Annotated in this window: 12 protein-coding genes; 4 read left to right on the plus strand and 8 right to left on the minus strand. The window is 70.6% G+C overall.

Annotation, left to right across the window (positions count from 1 at the left end):
* Positions 1 to 110 precede the first annotated feature (110 nt).
* Positions 111 to 1,373 (minus strand): extracellular solute-binding protein, encoded by a 1,263-nt coding sequence (locus IE247_RS16945; RefSeq protein ID WP_229869171.1) that lies wholly within the window; start codon positions 1,371 to 1,373, stop codon positions 111 to 113.
* Positions 1,374 to 1,567: 194 nt separating this feature from the next.
* Here IE247_RS16945 and IE247_RS16950 point away from each other — a divergent pair, with 194 nt between their 5' ends.
* The 3 genes from IE247_RS16950 to IE247_RS16960 all read left to right on the plus strand — a co-directional run bounded on the left by IE247_RS16950 (position 1,568) and on the right by IE247_RS16960 (position 5,470).
* Positions 1,568 to 1,783, plus strand: coding sequence for a dodecin (locus IE247_RS16950; RefSeq protein WP_190123965.1), 216 nt, complete (start codon positions 1,568 to 1,570; stop codon positions 1,781 to 1,783).
* 163 nt (positions 1,784 to 1,946) lie between these two features.
* Complete coding sequence (locus tag IE247_RS16955; RefSeq protein ID WP_190123966.1) at positions 1,947 to 3,071, plus strand: MsnO8 family LLM class oxidoreductase; 1,125 nt, start codon at positions 1,947 to 1,949, stop codon at positions 3,069 to 3,071.
* Positions 3,072 to 3,082: 11 nt separating this feature from the next.
* Positions 3,083 to 5,470, plus strand: coding sequence for an ATP-binding cassette domain-containing protein (locus tag IE247_RS16960; RefSeq protein WP_190123967.1), 2,388 nt, complete (start codon positions 3,083 to 3,085; stop codon positions 5,468 to 5,470).
* Here IE247_RS16960 and IE247_RS16965 read toward each other — a convergent pair.
* From IE247_RS16965 to IE247_RS16985, 5 genes are all read right to left on the minus strand, one after another.
* Positions 5,461 to 6,285 carry a tyrosinase family protein gene (locus tag IE247_RS16965; RefSeq protein ID WP_190123968.1) on the minus strand — a complete coding sequence of 275 codons (825 nt, stop codon included), beginning with the start codon at positions 6,283 to 6,285 and terminating at the stop codon, positions 5,461 to 5,463. The two genes, IE247_RS16960 and IE247_RS16965, sit on opposite strands and share 10 nt — an antisense overlap.
* Positions 6,286 to 6,301: 16 nt before the next feature.
* Entirely contained in the window at positions 6,302 to 6,724 is a 423-nt protein-coding gene (melC1, locus tag IE247_RS16970; protein WP_190123969.1) for an apotyrosinase chaperone MelC1, read from the minus strand.
* 359 nt (positions 6,725 to 7,083) lie between these two features.
* Positions 7,084 to 7,830, minus strand: coding sequence for a succinate dehydrogenase/fumarate reductase iron-sulfur subunit (locus IE247_RS16975; protein ID WP_190123970.1), 747 nt, complete (start codon positions 7,828 to 7,830; stop codon positions 7,084 to 7,086).
* A complete protein-coding gene (locus IE247_RS16980) occupies positions 7,827 to 9,773 on the minus strand; it encodes a fumarate reductase/succinate dehydrogenase flavoprotein subunit (protein ID WP_190123971.1) in 1,947 nt (648 codons plus the stop codon). Before IE247_RS16980 ends, IE247_RS16975 begins: the two co-directional genes overlap by 4 nt.
* 2 nt (positions 9,774 to 9,775) lie before the next feature.
* On the minus strand, positions 9,776 to 10,495 hold the full coding sequence (locus IE247_RS16985) for a succinate dehydrogenase (protein ID WP_190123972.1): 720 nt from the start codon (positions 10,493 to 10,495) through the stop codon (positions 9,776 to 9,778).
* A gap of 92 nt (positions 10,496 to 10,587) precedes the next feature.
* On the opposite strand from IE247_RS16985, the gene IE247_RS16990 reads away from it, so the two are divergent.
* Positions 10,588 to 11,469, plus strand: coding sequence for a LysR family transcriptional regulator (locus tag IE247_RS16990; RefSeq protein WP_190123973.1), 882 nt, complete (start codon positions 10,588 to 10,590; stop codon positions 11,467 to 11,469).
* A 133-nt stretch (positions 11,470 to 11,602) separates the two neighbouring features.
* On the opposite strand, the gene IE247_RS16995 is transcribed toward IE247_RS16990, so the two are convergent.
* Positions 11,603 to 13,777 carry a putative bifunctional diguanylate cyclase/phosphodiesterase gene (locus IE247_RS16995; protein WP_190123974.1) on the minus strand — a complete coding sequence of 725 codons (2,175 nt, stop codon included), beginning with the start codon at positions 13,775 to 13,777 and terminating at the stop codon, positions 11,603 to 11,605.
* On the minus strand, positions 13,777 to 14,589 hold the full coding sequence (locus tag IE247_RS17000; protein WP_190123975.1) for an SAM-dependent methyltransferase: 813 nt from the start codon (positions 14,587 to 14,589) through the stop codon (positions 13,777 to 13,779). Before IE247_RS17000 ends, IE247_RS16995 begins: the two co-directional genes overlap by 1 nt.
* Positions 14,590 to 15,007: the final 418 nt, after the last annotated feature.

Here is a 15,007-nt window from a genome sequence, read left to right on the forward strand (position 1 = left end):
CGCCGGGGGGCCCGGGGGGGGGGGGGGCGGGGGCGGGGCCGGGGGCGGCCCCCCCGGGGGGCCCCGGCGCGGGCGGGGGGGGGGGGGGGGGGGGCGGCCCGTCGGCGGGGTCAGGGAGCGAGGATGGAGCTGATGCGGTCGGAGGCCTCTTTGCCCGCGCGCTCGGCGTCCCCGCCCAGCAGCACCTTGGTCATGAAGGGCTTGATCGGGTTGTCGACCTCGACCTCGGCCCACCTGACGGTGTTCGGGGTGGCCTTGCTGCCCTCGGCCGCCGCGCCGGCCGCCATCGCGGCAGCGGACTCCTGGCCCTTGATGACGTGGGCGAGGGCCTTCTTGTTGGGCACGTAGTTCATCGTCCGGGCGAGTTCGGTCTGCCAGCGCTCGCCCGCCATCTCCTTGACGACCTCGATCGCCGCGCTCCGCTGGTCCGCCTTCTCCGGGATGATCAGGTCGGAGCCGCCGGTGAAGACCGCGCCGGCCTTGTCGGCCGTCTTGCCCGGGATGGTGAAGTAGCCGAGCTTGCCCTTGAGCTGCGGGTTGTTCTTCTCGATGACGGCCGCCGTGCCCGGGGTGGCGATGATCTGGGCGATATTGCCCTTGGCGAAGACGTCGACCAGCGGCGGCTTCTGCTCGTCGGAGTCCTTGGGGCCCTTGCCCTGCGCCTGGAGCTCCTTGTAGAACTCCATCGCACGCAGCGCCTCCTCCGTGTGGAGACGGCCCTCCCAGTCGCCCGCGTTCTCCACCGCGAGGTCGCCGCCCTCGTCCCAGATGAAGCCGGCGAGGGTGTACCAGTCCTGGCCGGGGAGGTAGATGCCCTGGGTTCCGTCGGTGTTGAGCCGCTGGGAGAGGTCCACCCACTCCTCGCGCGTCTTGGGGAACTTGTCGACCCCGGCGTCCTTGAAGATGTCCTTGTTGTAGACGACGACGCGGTTGGCGGCGTACCAGGGTATGCCGAACTGCGAACCGTTGATGTTGCCGGGCTCCGCGAGACCCTCCAGCCAGTCCTCGCTGCCGAGGTCCCGCACGGCCTCCAGCGTGAGGTCCACGAGGGCGTCGCTCTCCGCGTACTGGGCGACCTGGGTGTTGCCGACCTCGATGACGTCGGGGGTGTTCTTGCCTTCGAGGGCGGAGGTGACCTTCTTCCCGATGCCGGTCCAGGAGTGGAAGCTGAACTGAAGCTTCACCGAGGGGTGCTCTTTCTCGTACGCCTTGGTGAAGCGGTCGAGGAAGTCCTGAGAGACGCTTTCCTGCATCAGCCAGATCTTCACGGTCCGCTTTTCGGAACCGCTGCCCGGAATCAGGCCGCAGCCGGAGGTGAGCGCGAGGGCAGACACGAGTACGACAGAGGTGTAGAGCGGGCGGCGGATTTTCACAGCGTTCACCTTCGAGGGCATGGAAACGTGTACCCGATGGGGGGAAGCGCGCTCCAGGCTCGCACGGGTGTGGCTGGATTTTGGTATGTACCAAAGTGGCCGGTCAAGCCCTATATCGACGCCTCGCGCACCGCCTCCTGGTGGGGCACGGTGGAGAGCGTGTGGAGAGAGTGTAGCGAGAGGAGTACGACAACATGTCCAATCACACCTATCGAGTCACTGAGATTGTCGGCACATCTCCCGATGGAGTGGATCAAGCCATTCGCAACGGCCTCGCCCGGGCGAACCAGACCCTGCGCGAACTCGACTGGTTCGAGGTCACGCAGGTGCGCGGCAGAATCGTCGACGGATCCGTCGAGCACTACCAGGTGGGACTGAAGGTCGGTTTCCGGCTGGAGGGCGGCGACTGACAGGGCGTACGCGGCGCGTACACGGGTCGGGCGCGCGCCGGTGGCGCACGCCGGGATCCCCCGCCCCTCCCTCTCCCGTGGCATCTTCCTGCTCCGGGCGTCACCCGACCGGCCCAGGGTCCGCGTACGGGAATCCTGGCGGCGGCGGAGCGTTGAATCGAGTGTGACCTCACGACTCGCGTCCACGCCGCTGTCCGTGCTCGACCGGTCCCGTACCCGGGAGGGGTACGACGGACCGGCCGCGCTGCGCGACACCGTGCGGTTCGCGCAGCGGATCGAGGCGCTCGGGTACCACCGGTTCTGGGTCGCCGAGCACCACAGTGTGCCCGGGGTGGCCGGGTCCGCGCCGGTCGTCCTCGCGGCGGCCGTCGCGGCGGCGACCTCGGTGATCCGGGTGGGCACGGGCGGGGTGATGCTGCCCAATCATCAGCCGCTGGTGGTGGCGGAGCAGTTCGGCGTGCTCGCCTCGCTCTTCCCCGGGCGCATCGACATGGGGCTCGGCAGCTCGATCGGCTTCACCGACGGGATACGCCGGGCGCTGGGCCGGGACGCCTCGGACGCGGAGGAGTTCGAGGCGCGCCTCACCGAGCTGCTCGACTTCTTCCGGGGCCCGGACGGGCACGGTACGGGCGGCTCGCCGGCGCACCCCGGGGTGCACGCGCATCCCGCCGAGGGGCTGCGGGTCCCTGCGTATGTGCTGGCCACCGGGTCGGGTGCGGACATCGCGGCACGGGCCGGGCTGCCCCTGGTCATCAGCGGGTTCCAGGGCCGGGACCGGATGCTGGCGGCCATCGACCGCTATCGCGAAGGCTTTCGCGCCGCCCAGCCGGAGTCCGGGGCCGGGTCCGGGCCAGGGACAGGGGGCGAGGTCGGGGCCAGGTCCGGGCATCCCCGGGTGATTTACTCCGGCACGGTCGCCGTCGCCGCCACCGAGGAGGCCGCCCGCAGGCTGCTCGTCTCCGAGGCCTGGGCGCTGGCCCACTCCCGTACCCATGGGGTCTTCCCGCCGCTCGCCCCGGCCGGGCGGGTCGAGTCGACGGCGATGACGGCGCGGGAGCGGGGGTTCTACGAGTCGGCGCTGCGGGGCCACATCGCGGGGACCGAGGAGCAGGTGGCGGCCGAGCTGGAGTCGGTGCTGGAGGCCACGGAGGCGGACGAAGTGCTGGTCACCACCAGTGCGTACGAGCGTGACGCGCTGCTGGACTCCTATCGCAGGCTGGCCGGGATCGCGGGGACCGCCGCCGGGCCGCCGACCCCGAGTGAGCGCCTGACCAGCACCACTGCCTAGAATTGTCCGTTATGCACAGCCCTCATGACCCCTTCGTCCGCGTCCGCGGGGCCCGGGAGCACAATCTCCGGGGCGTCGACGTGGACATCCCGCGCGACGCGCTGGTCGTCTTCACGGGCGTCTCGGGGTCGGGCAAGTCCTCGCTGGCTTTCGGCACGCTCTTCGCCGAGGCGCAGCGGCGCTACTTCGAGTCCGTCGCGCCCTACGCCCGGCGGCTCATCCACCAGGTGGGCGCGCCGAAGGTGGGCGACATCTCGGGGCTGCCCCCGGCCGTCTCGCTGGAGCAGCGGCGTTCGGCGCCCTCCTCGCGCTCCTCGGTGGGCACGGTCACCACGCTCTCCAACTCGCTGCGGATGCTGTTCTCGCGGGCGGGCGAGTATCCGAAGGGCGCGGAGCGGCTGGACTCGGACGCCTTCTCGCCGAACACGGCCGCCGGGGCGTGTCCCCGATGCCACGGTCTGGGCCGGGTGCACCGTACCGAGGAGCGGCTGCTGGTCCCCGATCCCTCGCTGTCGATCCGCGAGGGCGCGATCGCGGCCTGGCCCGGCGCGTGGCAGGGGAAGAATCTCCGCGATGTGCTGGACGCGCTCGGGTACGACGTCGACCGGCCCTGGGGCGAGCTGGATCCGGCGGACCGGGAGTGGATCCTCTTCACGGACGAGCGGCCGGTGGTCACGGTGCACCCGGTGCGGGACGCGGGCCGGATCCAGCGTCCGTACGAGGGCACGTACACCAGTGCCCGGCGGTATGTGCTGCACACCTTCGCGGATTCGAAGAGCCCGGCGCTCCGGGCCAGGGCGGAACGTTTCCTCACCAGTGAGCCCTGCCCGTCCTGCGGGGGCGGCAGACTGCGGCCCGAGGCGCTGGCGGTGACCTTCGCGGGGCGGACGATCGCCGCCCTGGCGGCGCTGCCGCTCACCGAGCTGGCCCGGGTGCTGCGATCCGGCGGCGGGGAGGGCGTCGGGCACGGGGACGGCGGGCACGGGGGCGGGAACGAGACGGCCCGGGTGCTGGCCGCCGATCTGCTGGCGCGGATCGGCACGGTCACCGAACTGGGCCTCGGCTATCTCAGTCTGGACCGGGCCACTCCGACGCTCTCCGCCGGGGAGCTTCAGCGGCTGCGGCTCGCGACCCAGCTACGGGCCGGGCTCTTCGGGGTGGTGTATGTGCTGGACGAGCCGTCGGCCGGGCTGCATCCGGCGGACACCGAGGCACTGTTGGTGGTTCTGGAGCGGCTCAAGGCGGCGGGGAACTCGGTGTTCGTGGTGGAACACCAGCTGGAGGTGGTGCGCGGCGCGGACTGGGTCGTCGATGTGGGGCCGCGCGCGGGCGAGCACGGCGGTCTGGTGCTGTACTCCGGCCCGGTGGCGGGGCTCGCGGACGTCGGAGAGTCGGCGACCCGGCGGTTTCTCTTCGACCGCTCCCCCGCGCCCGTCCGGGCGGTCCGGGAGCCGGCCGGCTGGCTGGGGATCGGCCCGGTCACCCGGCACAATCTGCGCGGTGCGACGGCGCGGGTGCCGCTGGGGGCGCTGACGGCGGTCACCGGGGTGTCCGGTTCGGGCAAGTCGACCCTGGTGGGGGCGGTCACCGCGGATTCGCCGGGGGTCGGCCGGCTGGTGACGGTGGACCAGCGGCCCATCGGGCGTACGCCCCGCTCCAATCTCGCCACCTACACGGGTCTGTTCGACGTGGTGCGGAAGGTGTTCACCGCCACCGACGAGGCACGTCGGCGCGGCTACCGTGCGGGCAGATTCTCGTTCAATGTGGCGGGCGGGCGGTGCGAGACCTGTCAGGGCGAGGGGTTCGTCACCGTCGAGCTGCTCTTTCTGCCCAGTACATACGCGCCGTGCCCGGAGTGCCGGGGCGCTCGCTACAACCCGGAGACCCTGGAGGTGCGGTACCGGGGGCTGAGCATCGCCGAGGTGCTGGACCTGACCGTCGAGGCGGCCGCGGACTTCTTCGCCGATGTGCCCGCGGCGTCCCGCGCGCCGGCCGCGCTGCTCGATGTGGGGCTGGGCTATCTCCGTCTCGGGCAGCCCGCGACGGAGCTGTCGGGCGGGGAGGCCCAGCGGATCAAGCTGGCGACGGAGCTTCAGCGTCCGCGCCGCGAGCACACTCTGTACGTCCTGGACGAGCCGACGACCGGTCTGCACCCCGCCGATGTGGAGGTGCTGATGCGCCAGTTGAACGGTCTGGTCGACGCCGGTCATTCGGTGGTCGTCGTGGAGCACGACATGGCGGTGGCGGCGGGCGCGGACTGGGTGATCGATCTGGGGCCCGGCGGTGGCGACGAGGGCGGACGCGTCGTCGCCGCGGGCACCCCGGCCGAGGTGGCCTCGGCGGCGGGGAGCCGTACGGCGCCGTTTCTGGCGTCCGCCCTCGAAGGCCGTCAGGCGTAGGTGTAGAACTGGGTGTGGTCCAGCATGCTCTGGGGAGTCGTGTTGGTCCAGGGCGGCATGGTGTCGTTGAGGTCGATCACATTGGGCGTGGTCCCGGCCGGGAGGTATTCGGCGCTGGTCGGGTGGAGCGCGTGCCAGTCGGCCCAGAGCTTGTCGACGAACGAGTGGTGCAGCCAGAACACCGGGTCGTTCGGGGAGACGCTCGTCTCCATCTGGCCCCAGATCCAGGTGTGCACCCGGTTGTGCATGCTCATGTACGACGCCGTGCCTTCGAGCGTGGAGCGGAAGCCGGCGGAGGCGTCGCTCCAGGGCGCGGAGTCGTAGGTGGGGATGGCGAGGGCGGCGTCGACCTGGGCGCGGGTGGGGAGCGTGGGGACGCGGTAGCCCAGATTGCGCGCGAGGAAGGGGCGGGTGTCGACCTGGATGTTGATCGGCCACTTGCCCCCGGAGTACGCGAAGGGGCCGTCCATCACCTGGTCGTCCAGGGGGCGGCCGGTGCCGCCGAGGAGGTCGGGCGCCCAGATGGAGGAGGCGACGGAGTTGTCGACGGTCCAGTCCCAGTAGGGGATCGACACCGACGCGTCGATCTTCTGGAGTTCGTTCTCGAAGTCGATGAGGAACTTGCGGTGCCAGGGCAGGAACGAGGGGCCGAAGTGCCCCACATAGACCCCGGTGTTCATGTCCAGTGCGAAGCGGAGGCGGTGGGCGGCGACGAACTCGTCGTACACGCCTATGCGCTTGACCTCCAGCACCGCGTCGACGAAGGCCTTCTTCTCGGCGGCCGTGAGGTTCGCCTGGTTCTTGCGTACGGTCATGGCGACTGCTCCCGGCTCAGACGGTGGGGTTGAACGGGACGACGGAGGCGCCCTTGAGTGTGGTGACGGCGGTGCGCGCGGTCTCCAGCGGGGAGGCGAACCTCTCGTAGTGGTTGATCGCGCTGCTCCAGCCGCTCTTCCCGTGGTGCATCACATGGAGTTCGCGGCCGTCTATCAGTACGCGGAAGGGGGAGCCGTGTCCGGCGTGCCCGCGGGCGTGGGCGGCGGCTCCCTCAAGAGGCTCGCCCTGGATGCGGCGGCCCTGGAAGACCTCGTCGAAGGCCACGGGCCCGCCGTTGCCGCCGGGCGGGGCCGCCTTGTTCTTGCCGCCCTCGGCGGGCGTGGAGTCCGCCCAGGCGCTGGCCACACCGACGAGCGCCAGGCCGGCGGCGGTGCCGGTGACGGCTCCCACGGCTTGACGGCGGGTGATTTTGGACATGACAGAGAACCCCCAGAGAGACATGGCTGAAGGCGGCCCCCGGGTGTCGGGGCCGCCTTGACCATGCCTACACGGACAGTGATCACCCGTAATAGAGGGTGCCCGTCGGTTGGCTGTCATACGGACATGTCCTGGCGGGTCACACGGGGACCGACTTCTTCGATCTTGCTGCGGGCAAGCGCCACATCAGTCCGGAAGAGGAGATTCCATTGAATGTGTGCCCTGCACGTGAAGATCCTTCTGAGGTCATCACGCCTTGACGCCTTGTATACGAGGGGTGAACATGGCCGAAAAGCGAGCAACCATTTGTCGGGTACATCCGATTCAGCGATTCACCGATTCGCTCGACTGCCGTCCGACTACCGCTTGACCTTGCGGTTCGCCCGCAGCCACTCCTTGTTCATGGCCGTGATCGACGGCAGCGGAATGCCCTTGGGGCAGGCGGTGGCGCACTCCCCGGTCAGTGTGCAGCCGCCGAAACCCTCCTCGTCCATGGTCGCGACCATGTCGAGCACCCGGGTCTCGCGTTCGGGCGCGCCCTGCGGCAGCACATTGAGGTGATTGATCTTCGCCGAGGTGAAGAGCATCGCCGAGCCGTTGGGGCAGGCGGCCACACAGGCCCCGCAGCCGATGCACTCGGCGTGCTCGAAGGCGAAGTCGGCGTCCGGCTTGGGCACGGGGGTGGCGTGGGCCTCGGGGGCCGCGCCGGTCGGGACGCTGACATAGCCGCCGGCCTGGATGATCCGGTCGAACGAGGAGCGGTCCACCACCAGATCCTTGACGACCGGGAAGGCGGCGGCCCGCCAGGGCTCGACGTCGATGGTGTCGCCGTCCGCGAAGGACCGCATATGGAGCTGGCAGGTGGTGGTCCGCTCGGGGCCGTGCGCGTCGCCGTTGATGACCAGGCTGCACGCTCCGCAGATGCCCTCGCGGCAGTCGTGGTCGAAGGCGACGGGATCCTCGCCGCGCAGGATGAGGTCCTCGTTGAGGGTGTCGAGCATCTCCAGGAACGACATGTCCGGGGAGATGCCGTCCACCTCGTAGGTGGCCATCGTGCCGGACGCGCCGGCGTCGCGCTGACGCCAGACACGCAGTTTGAGCTTCATGCGTAGCTCCGCTGAGTGGGGTGGACGTACTCGAAGACGAGGTCTTCCTTGTGCAGGACGGGCGCGGCGCCGGTCTCGGTGAACTCCCAGGCCGCGGCGTAGCCGAACTCCTCGTCCCGGCGGGCCGCCTCGCCGTCCGGGGTCTGGGACTCCGTGCGGAAGTGGCCCCCGCAGGACTCGGCGCGGTGAAGGGCGTCCAGGCACATCAGCTCGGCCAGTTCCAGATAGTCGACGACGCGGTTGGCCTTCTCCAGGGACTGGTTGAACTCCTCGCCGGTGCCCGGGACCTTGATCCGCCGCCAGAACTCCTCGCGGATCTGCGGGATGCGGTCGAGCGCCTTGCGCAGCCCCTCCTCGGTACGGGCCATTCCGCAGAACTCCCACATCAGCTCGCCGAGTTCGCGGTGGAAGGAGTCGGGGGTGCGGTCGCCGTCGACGGCGAGGAGCAGCCGGATCCGGTCCTCGGTCTCCGCGAGCACCTCGGCGACGGCGGGGTGGGAGGCGTCGGGCCGGTCGCCGAGCGGGGCCCGGGCCAGATAGTCGTTGATGGTGGAGGGGAGGACGAAGTAGCCGTCGCCGAGCCCCTGCATCAGCGCCGACGCGCCGAGCCGGTTGGCCCCGTGGTCGGAGAAGTTGGCCTCGCCGACGGCGAAGAGACCGGGGACGGTGGTCTGGAGGTCGTAGTCGACCCAGAGGCCGCCCATGGTGTAGTGGACGGCGGGGTAGATCCGCATGGGGACCTCGTACGGATTCTCCGCCGTGATCCGTGCGTACATGTCGAAGAGATTGCCGTACTTCTCCTCGACCTTGGCCCGGCCCATCCGCTCGATGGCGTCGGCGAAGTCGAGATAGACGCCCTGCCCGCCGGGGCCCACGCCCCGGCCCTCGTCGCAGACGTTCTTCGCCGCGCGGGAGGCGATGTCGCGGGGGACGAGGTTGCCGAAGGAGGGGTAGATCCGCTCCAGGTAGTAGTCGCGCTCGTCCTCGGGGATCTCGTTCGCGGGCCGCTGGTCGCCCTGGGCCTTGGGGACCCAGATCCGGCCGTCGTTGCGGAGCGACTCGCTCATCAGCGTCAGCTTCGACTGGTGGTCGCCGGTGCGCGGGATGCAGGTGGGGTGGATCTGGGTGAAGCAGGGGTTGGCGAGGTACGCGCCGCGCCGGTGGGCGCGCCAGATCGCGGTGGCGTTGGAGTTCATGGCGTTGGTCGACAGATAGAAGACATTGCCGTAGCCCCCGGTCGCCAGCACCACCGCGTCCGCGAAGTGGCTGGAGATCTCGCCCGTGACCAGGTCCCGGGCGACGATGCCGCGGGCCCGTCCGTCGATGACGATCAGATCGAGCATCTCGGTGCGGGCGTGCAGGGTGACCGTGCCCGCCGCGATCTGCCGGGAGAGCGCCTGGTACGCGCCGAGGAGCAGTTGCTGTCCGGTCTGTCCCCGGGCGTAGAAGGTACGGGAGACCTGGACGCCGCCGAAGGAGCGGGTGTCGAGGAGTCCGCCGTACTCCCGGGCGAAGGGCACGCCCTGGGCCACGCACTGGTCGATGATCTCCACGGAGATCTGGGCGAGGCGGTGCACATTGGACTCGCGGGCCCGGAAGTCGCCGCCCTTGACCGTGTCGTAGAAGAGACGGTGGATGGAGTCGCCGTCGTTGCGGTAGTTCTTGGCGGCGTTGATGCCGCCCTGGGCCGCGATGGAGTGGGCGCGGCGCGGGGAGTCCTGGTAGCAGAACTGCTCGACGTGGTAACCCTGCTCGCCGAGGGTGGCTCCGGCCGCGCCGCCCGCGAGACCGGTGCCGACGACGATGACGGTGTGCTTGCGGCGGTTGGCCGGGTTGACCAGCTTGGCCTCGAAGCGGCGGCGGTCCCAGCGCTCGGCTATCGGGCCCTCGGGGGCCTTGGCGTCGGCGATCGGCGCGCCGGTCGTGTACTGCGTGAAGTCCATGCTCAGCTCACCACTCCGGTCATGACGGCGACGGGTACGGCGACGAAGCCCGCGGTCAGCACCAGGGCGAGACCGTTGGCGGCCGCCTTGAGCGCGCGGTCCCGGGTGGCGCTGCCGGCTCCGAGCGTCTGGGCGGCGCTCCAGAAGCCGTGGCGGATGTGCAGGCCCAGGGCGAGCATCGCCGTGAGGTAGATGACGTTGCCGTACCAGGTGGAGAAGGTCGCGACGACGTTCTCGTACGGGCGTCCCGGCTGGGCGTTCTCGTTGACGGTGAGGGTCGTCAGATCGAGGATGTGCCAGACGATGAAGAGCGCGAGGATGATGCCGCCCCAGCGCATGGTGCGGGTGGCGTAACTCGCCCGCTTGCGCTTGTGCGCGTAGGAGACGGGCCGGGCCCGGATGTCGCGCCTGCTCAGCTGGTACGCGGCGACGCCGTGCGCGACCACCGCCGCGAGCAGGCCGATCCTGACGATCCACAGGGCCCACTCCTGGTGGAGCACGGGTGCGCCCATGGTGCGCAGCCAGTGACCGTACTCGTTGAACTCCTGCGGGCCGAAGAAGACCTTGAGATTGCCCAGCACATGCGCGGCGAGGTAGCCGAGCATCATCAGGCCGCTCACCGCCATGACGGTCTTCTTGCCGAGCGTCGACCCCCAGAAGGTGCGTCTGGGTGGCGTCTTCCGATCCGCCGGTCCCTTTTCGGTACGCGTTGCCAGAACCATGGGAGGAACGGTATGGCCGGAAGTCTTCAGAGGTCCAAGACATGATTCAGCTGATCTCCATAGTCAAAGCCTATGGTGCGCTACCGTGAAGCATGCAATTTCAGCAGCTTCTGTACTTTGTGGCGGTCGCCGAGACCCGGCATTTCACCCATGCCGCCGAGCGGGTCCATGTCTCCCAGCCCTCGCTGTCGCAGCAGATCAGAGCGCTGGAGACGGAGCTGGGGGCGGAGCTGTTCAGCCGGGCGCGGGGCAATATCGGGCTGACCGAGGCGGGGGAGGCGCTGCTGCCGCTGGCGCGCCGGATCCTGGCGGACGCGGACACCGCCCGGCAGGAGGTGCAGGAGCTGGCGCAGCTGCGGCGGGGGCGGGTGCGGCTGGGGGCGACGCCGAGTCTCTGCACCGGTCTGCTGCCGGAGGTGCTGCGGGTCTTCCACGACCGCCATCCGGGGATCCGGCTGCTGATCGAGGAGGGCGGGTCGCACGATCTGGTGCGCCAGCTGGCGCGGGGGGCGCTGGATCTCGCGCTGATCGTGCTGCCGCTGCCGCCGGGGTCCCCGGCGCTGACGACGGTGGAGCTGCTCCAGGAGGATCTGGTGGTGGTCTCGGCCGCGTCGGGGAAGCCGCCCCGGCGGCCGGCGCGGATCGCCGATCTGCGGGATCAGCCGCTGGTGATGTTCCGGCACGGGTACGACCTGCGGGAGCTGACGGTGGCGGCGTGCCGGGCGGCGGGCTTCGAGCCGGGCTTCACGGTGGAGGGCGGCGAGATGGACGCGGTGCTGGGGTTCGTACGGGCGGGGCTGGGGGTCGCGGTGGTGCCGAGCATGGTGGCGGGGCGGGCCGGGCCCGGGTTCCGGGTGACCCCGCTCGCGGATCCGGGGCTGCGGCGGACGATCGCGCTCGCCCATCGCAGCGATGTGGCTCCGCCGAGGGCGGCGAGGGAGTTGCAGCGGGTGCTGCTGGACTCCCGGGAGTGAGACGGCGGCTCCCCCAGTGGGACGGACCGGCGCGCGGCGGGGGACGCCGCCCCTGGTGGGGCAGGGGCGGGCGGTGCGTACGTGCGTACGGGCCGGTCGGCCGGGGTGGGCCGGTGGGACGGTCGCGGGCGGGTCAGACGGCGTCGGCGAGCGAGAGCGCGTGGAGCCGGTCCGGCGGTCCGGGGCGGGCGTAGTACCAGCCCTGGGCCGTGTCGCAGCCCAGTTCCCTCAGCTGCTCCGCCTGTGCCCCCGTCTCCACTCCTTCCACCGTCACGGCCAGCTCCAGGCTGTGCGCCAGCGAGACGATCCCCTCCACGATCTTGACGTCGACCGGGTCCACCGGCAGATGCTGCATGCCCTGGGTGAAGGACCGGTCCAGCTTCAGGACGCTGACCGGCAGCCGGCGCAGATTCGCCAGATTGGAGTACCCGGTGCCGAAGTCGTCCAGGGCGATGTCGACGCCCATGTCGGCGAGCTGCCGCAGCGGCTTCAGCAGCTGCTCGTCCGCGCCGATCAGCGCGGATTCGGTGACCTCCAGGCAGAGCGCGCCCGGCGCGAGGCCGGAGCCCTCCAGGACGGCGACCGTGTCGGTGACCAGACCGGGGTGGTGCAGCTGGGTGGGCGAGAGGTTCACATTGATCCGCAGCGGGCCGCCGTCGGCGTGATTCTCCTGCCAGTACATCGCCTGGCGTACCGCCTCCTGGAGCACCCAGCGCCCCAGCGGCACGATCAGACCGGTGTGCTCGGCCAGCGGAATGAACTGGTCCGGCCCGAGTACCCCGTGCTGGGGGTGGTGCCAGCGCACCAGCGCCTCCGCGCCGTGCACGCTGCCGTCGTCCATGTGCACCAGCGGCTGGTACTCGATGAAGAACTCGCCGCGCTCCAGCGCCGCGGGGAGCGCGGTGGTCAGTCCGTGCCGGGTGATGGCGCGGGCGTCCAGCTCGGGATCGGCGATCTCGTAGCGGTTGCCGCCCGCGGACTTCGCGCGGTACATGGTGATGTCGGCGCTGCGCAGCACCTCGGCCGTGGTGCGCTCCCCCGCCGGGCCCTCGACGATGCCGATGGAGCCCCGGACGGAGAGTTCCCGCCCGTCCACCCGGATGGGCGCGGCGAGCACGCCGAGGATCCTGGAGGCCAGCTCGCGCACCTCGTGCTGGGTGTCGGGACCGGTGGTCAGCGCCACGAACTCGTCGCCGCCGAGCCGGGCCACCATCTCGCCCGGCGCGGTGGCGCAGCTCTGGAGCCGGTCGGCGACCTCCACCAGCAGCCGGTCGCCGGTGGCATGGCCGAGGCTGTCGTTGATGACCTTGAAACCGTCAAGGTCGAGATAGCAGAGGCCGAAACGGCGGTTCTCGCCGCCGGAGATCGCCTTCTCCAGCCGTTCGGAGAAGAGCGTCCGGTTGGGCAGTCCGGTCAGCGCGTCGTGGGTGGCCTCGTACCGCAGCCGCAGATTGAGCAGCCGGCGCTCGGTGGTGTCCTCCAGCAGCACCAGTTGGTACTGCGGGCGGCCCTCGGTGTCGCGCAGCAGAGAGACCGTCAGATTGGTCCACAGCACGGTGCCGTCGTTGCGGAAGAACGGTTTCTCCACCCGGAAGTGCTCGCGCTCGCCCCGGATCAGCTCGCGGTGGAGCTGCCAGACGTGCGGCCGGTCCTCGGGGTGGGCCCAGTCGGTGACCTTCTTGCCGCGCACATGGTGTTCGAGGCCGCCGAACATCCGGGTCAGGGTCTCGTTGAGCTCCAGCACATTGCCGTCGAGATCGGCGATCCCGATGCCGATCGCCGCGCCCTCGAACACGGCCCGCAGCCGGGTCTCGGTGGCGTGCAGCGCGCTCACGGCGTCCGAGCGGGCCTGGAGCGCGGAGCGGGCGATGGCCTCCTGCTCGCCGAGGGTGCGGGTGCGCAGCGCGCCGGCGAAGCCGGCGGCGACGGCGTGCTGGAGCCGGGCGCAGCGGGCCCGGCCGTCCTCGGCCGCCGGGTCGGTGCTCTGCGCGGGTCCGAGGCCGCAGTAGAGCACCAGATAGGCGTCGACGACTCCGAGCGTACGGCTGAGCGCCTCGGGGTCGGTGCAGTGGGCCTCGACGAGTGCCGCGCCGATCCGCTGGGCCGCCCTCGGGTCGAAGACCCGGGCGTGCAGCGATTCGCTCAGCATCCGTGCCAGCGGCAGCAGATGCTCCTCGACCTCGGCCCGGGTGAGCGAGGTCGCCGTCACGGGGAAGACGGCGCGGCTCCAGATGGTGGCGAACCGGCGGAGTCTGTCCTCAAGTCCGTCCGGGTCCGCCGCGGGGTGCACGATCTGCGAGGGCGTCATCACGCCTTGCGCCCCACCCCGGCGAAGCCTGTGAAGGCATATGGGTCTTCCTGCTCGGCTGGGGCGTCCGGCCGCCAGTCGGGCGGCGACACCAGTCCGGGCTCGACCATCTCGTACCCCTCGAAGAACCTAGCTATGTGATCTTGTGAACGCATGATCAGCGGGTTGCGGATCTCACGGTAGACGTCGACCGCGCGGGCCGCCTGTTCCTCCGGCACCGGGACTCCGTCGTACGCCGCGTGGTTGATGACGATCAGACTTCCGGGCGCGAGGGCGTCCCGCAGTTCGGCCACCGCGCCGTACGGGTCGTCCGCGTCCTCGACGAAGTGGAGCACGGAGAGCAGCAGAAGCGCCACCGGCCGGTCGGGATCGAACAGTCCGGCGAATTCCGGACTGTCGATGATCTGTCTGGGTCTGCGCAGGTCGGCGGCGATGAAGGCGGCGGCCGCTCCCTTGCCGAGGGCGGCCCGGCCGTGTGCGACGGCGACCGGGTCACGGTCGGCGCAGAGCACCCGGGAGTCGGGGTCGGCCTTCAGCGCGACCTCGTGGACGCCGCCGAAGGCGGGGATGCCGGAGCCGATGTCGAGGAACTGGGTGACGCCCCGGGCCGCCGCGTATCGCACCGCGCGGCTCATGAACGCGCGGTTGGCCTGCATGACCTTCGGCAGGCCGGGCAGGAGTGCGAGGACCCTGCGAGCGGCCTCCCGGTCGACCTCGAAGTTATGTGAACCGCCCAGGTAGAAGTCGTGCATTCTGGACACGCTCGGCATCGATATGTCGATGCCGGGCGCGGCCCAGACGGGACGCTCCATCGATGTCTCCAACCAAGTCGCCAGGGTCGCCACGGGGGAAGTCCGGCCATGCTCATGGCCGCTGTTCGAGCCGAGGCTACTGATCGCCCGCCAATTGGGCGAGTCCAAACGGAAATTCGCGGTCCGTTCTTGGTCACACAACCCTCACGTCAGCCGGTCCGCCGGCGCCGCCGCGAGCACGGGGACGAACACCGCGGTGACCGCGAGTGAGATGCCTCGCCGCTCGTCCGTGTCTGTCCGCTCCTGTTCGTCACGGGAACGGACGAAGGGCGGGTACGGGTTCAACGGCGCCGGAGGTTTTCGGCGGGCGGGGTGGGGGTGGGGGCAGGAGGCGGGGGCGGGGGCGGAGATGGGGGCGACATGCCGGGGGTGTCCTCCGCACGGCCCAAGCGGATGACCCATTCGCCCGGCAGGGATC

This window comes from Streptomyces inusitatus (genome assembly GCF_014651115.1).
GTDB lineage: Bacteria > Actinomycetota > Actinomycetes > Streptomycetales > Streptomycetaceae > Streptomyces > Streptomyces amakusaensis.

Bases quoted from the DNA above. Each gene is read 5' to 3' on its own strand.
- IE247_RS16990 (WP_190123973.1), top strand. From the start codon at position 10,588: ATGCAATTTCAGCAGCTTCTGTACTTTGTGGCGGTCGCCGAGACCCGG.
- IE247_RS16960 (WP_190123967.1), top strand. From the start codon at position 3,083: ATGCACAGCCCTCATGACCCCTTCGTCCGCGTCCGCGGGGCCCGGGAG.
- IE247_RS16995 (WP_190123974.1), bottom strand. From the start codon at position 13,777: ATGACGCCCTCGCAGATCGTGCACCCCGCGGCGGACCCGGACGGACTT.
- IE247_RS16980 (WP_190123971.1), bottom strand. From the start codon at position 9,773: ATGGACTTCACGCAGTACACGACCGGCGCGCCGATCGCCGACGCCAAG.
- IE247_RS16950 (WP_190123965.1), top strand. From the start codon at position 1,568: ATGTCCAATCACACCTATCGAGTCACTGAGATTGTCGGCACATCTCCC.
- IE247_RS17000 (WP_190123975.1), bottom strand. From the start codon at position 14,589: ATGGAGCGTCCCGTCTGGGCCGCGCCCGGCATCGACATATCGATGCCG.
- IE247_RS16975 (WP_190123970.1), bottom strand. From the start codon at position 7,830: ATGAAGCTCAAACTGCGTGTCTGGCGTCAGCGCGACGCCGGCGCGTCC.
- melC1 (WP_190123969.1), bottom strand. From the start codon at position 6,724: ATGTCCAAAATCACCCGCCGTCAAGCCGTGGGAGCCGTCACCGGCACC.
- IE247_RS16965 (WP_190123968.1), bottom strand. From the start codon at position 6,285: ATGACCGTACGCAAGAACCAGGCGAACCTCACGGCCGCCGAGAAGAAG.
- IE247_RS16985 (WP_190123972.1), bottom strand. From the start codon at position 10,495: ATGGTTCTGGCAACGCGTACCGAAAAGGGACCGGCGGATCGGAAGACG.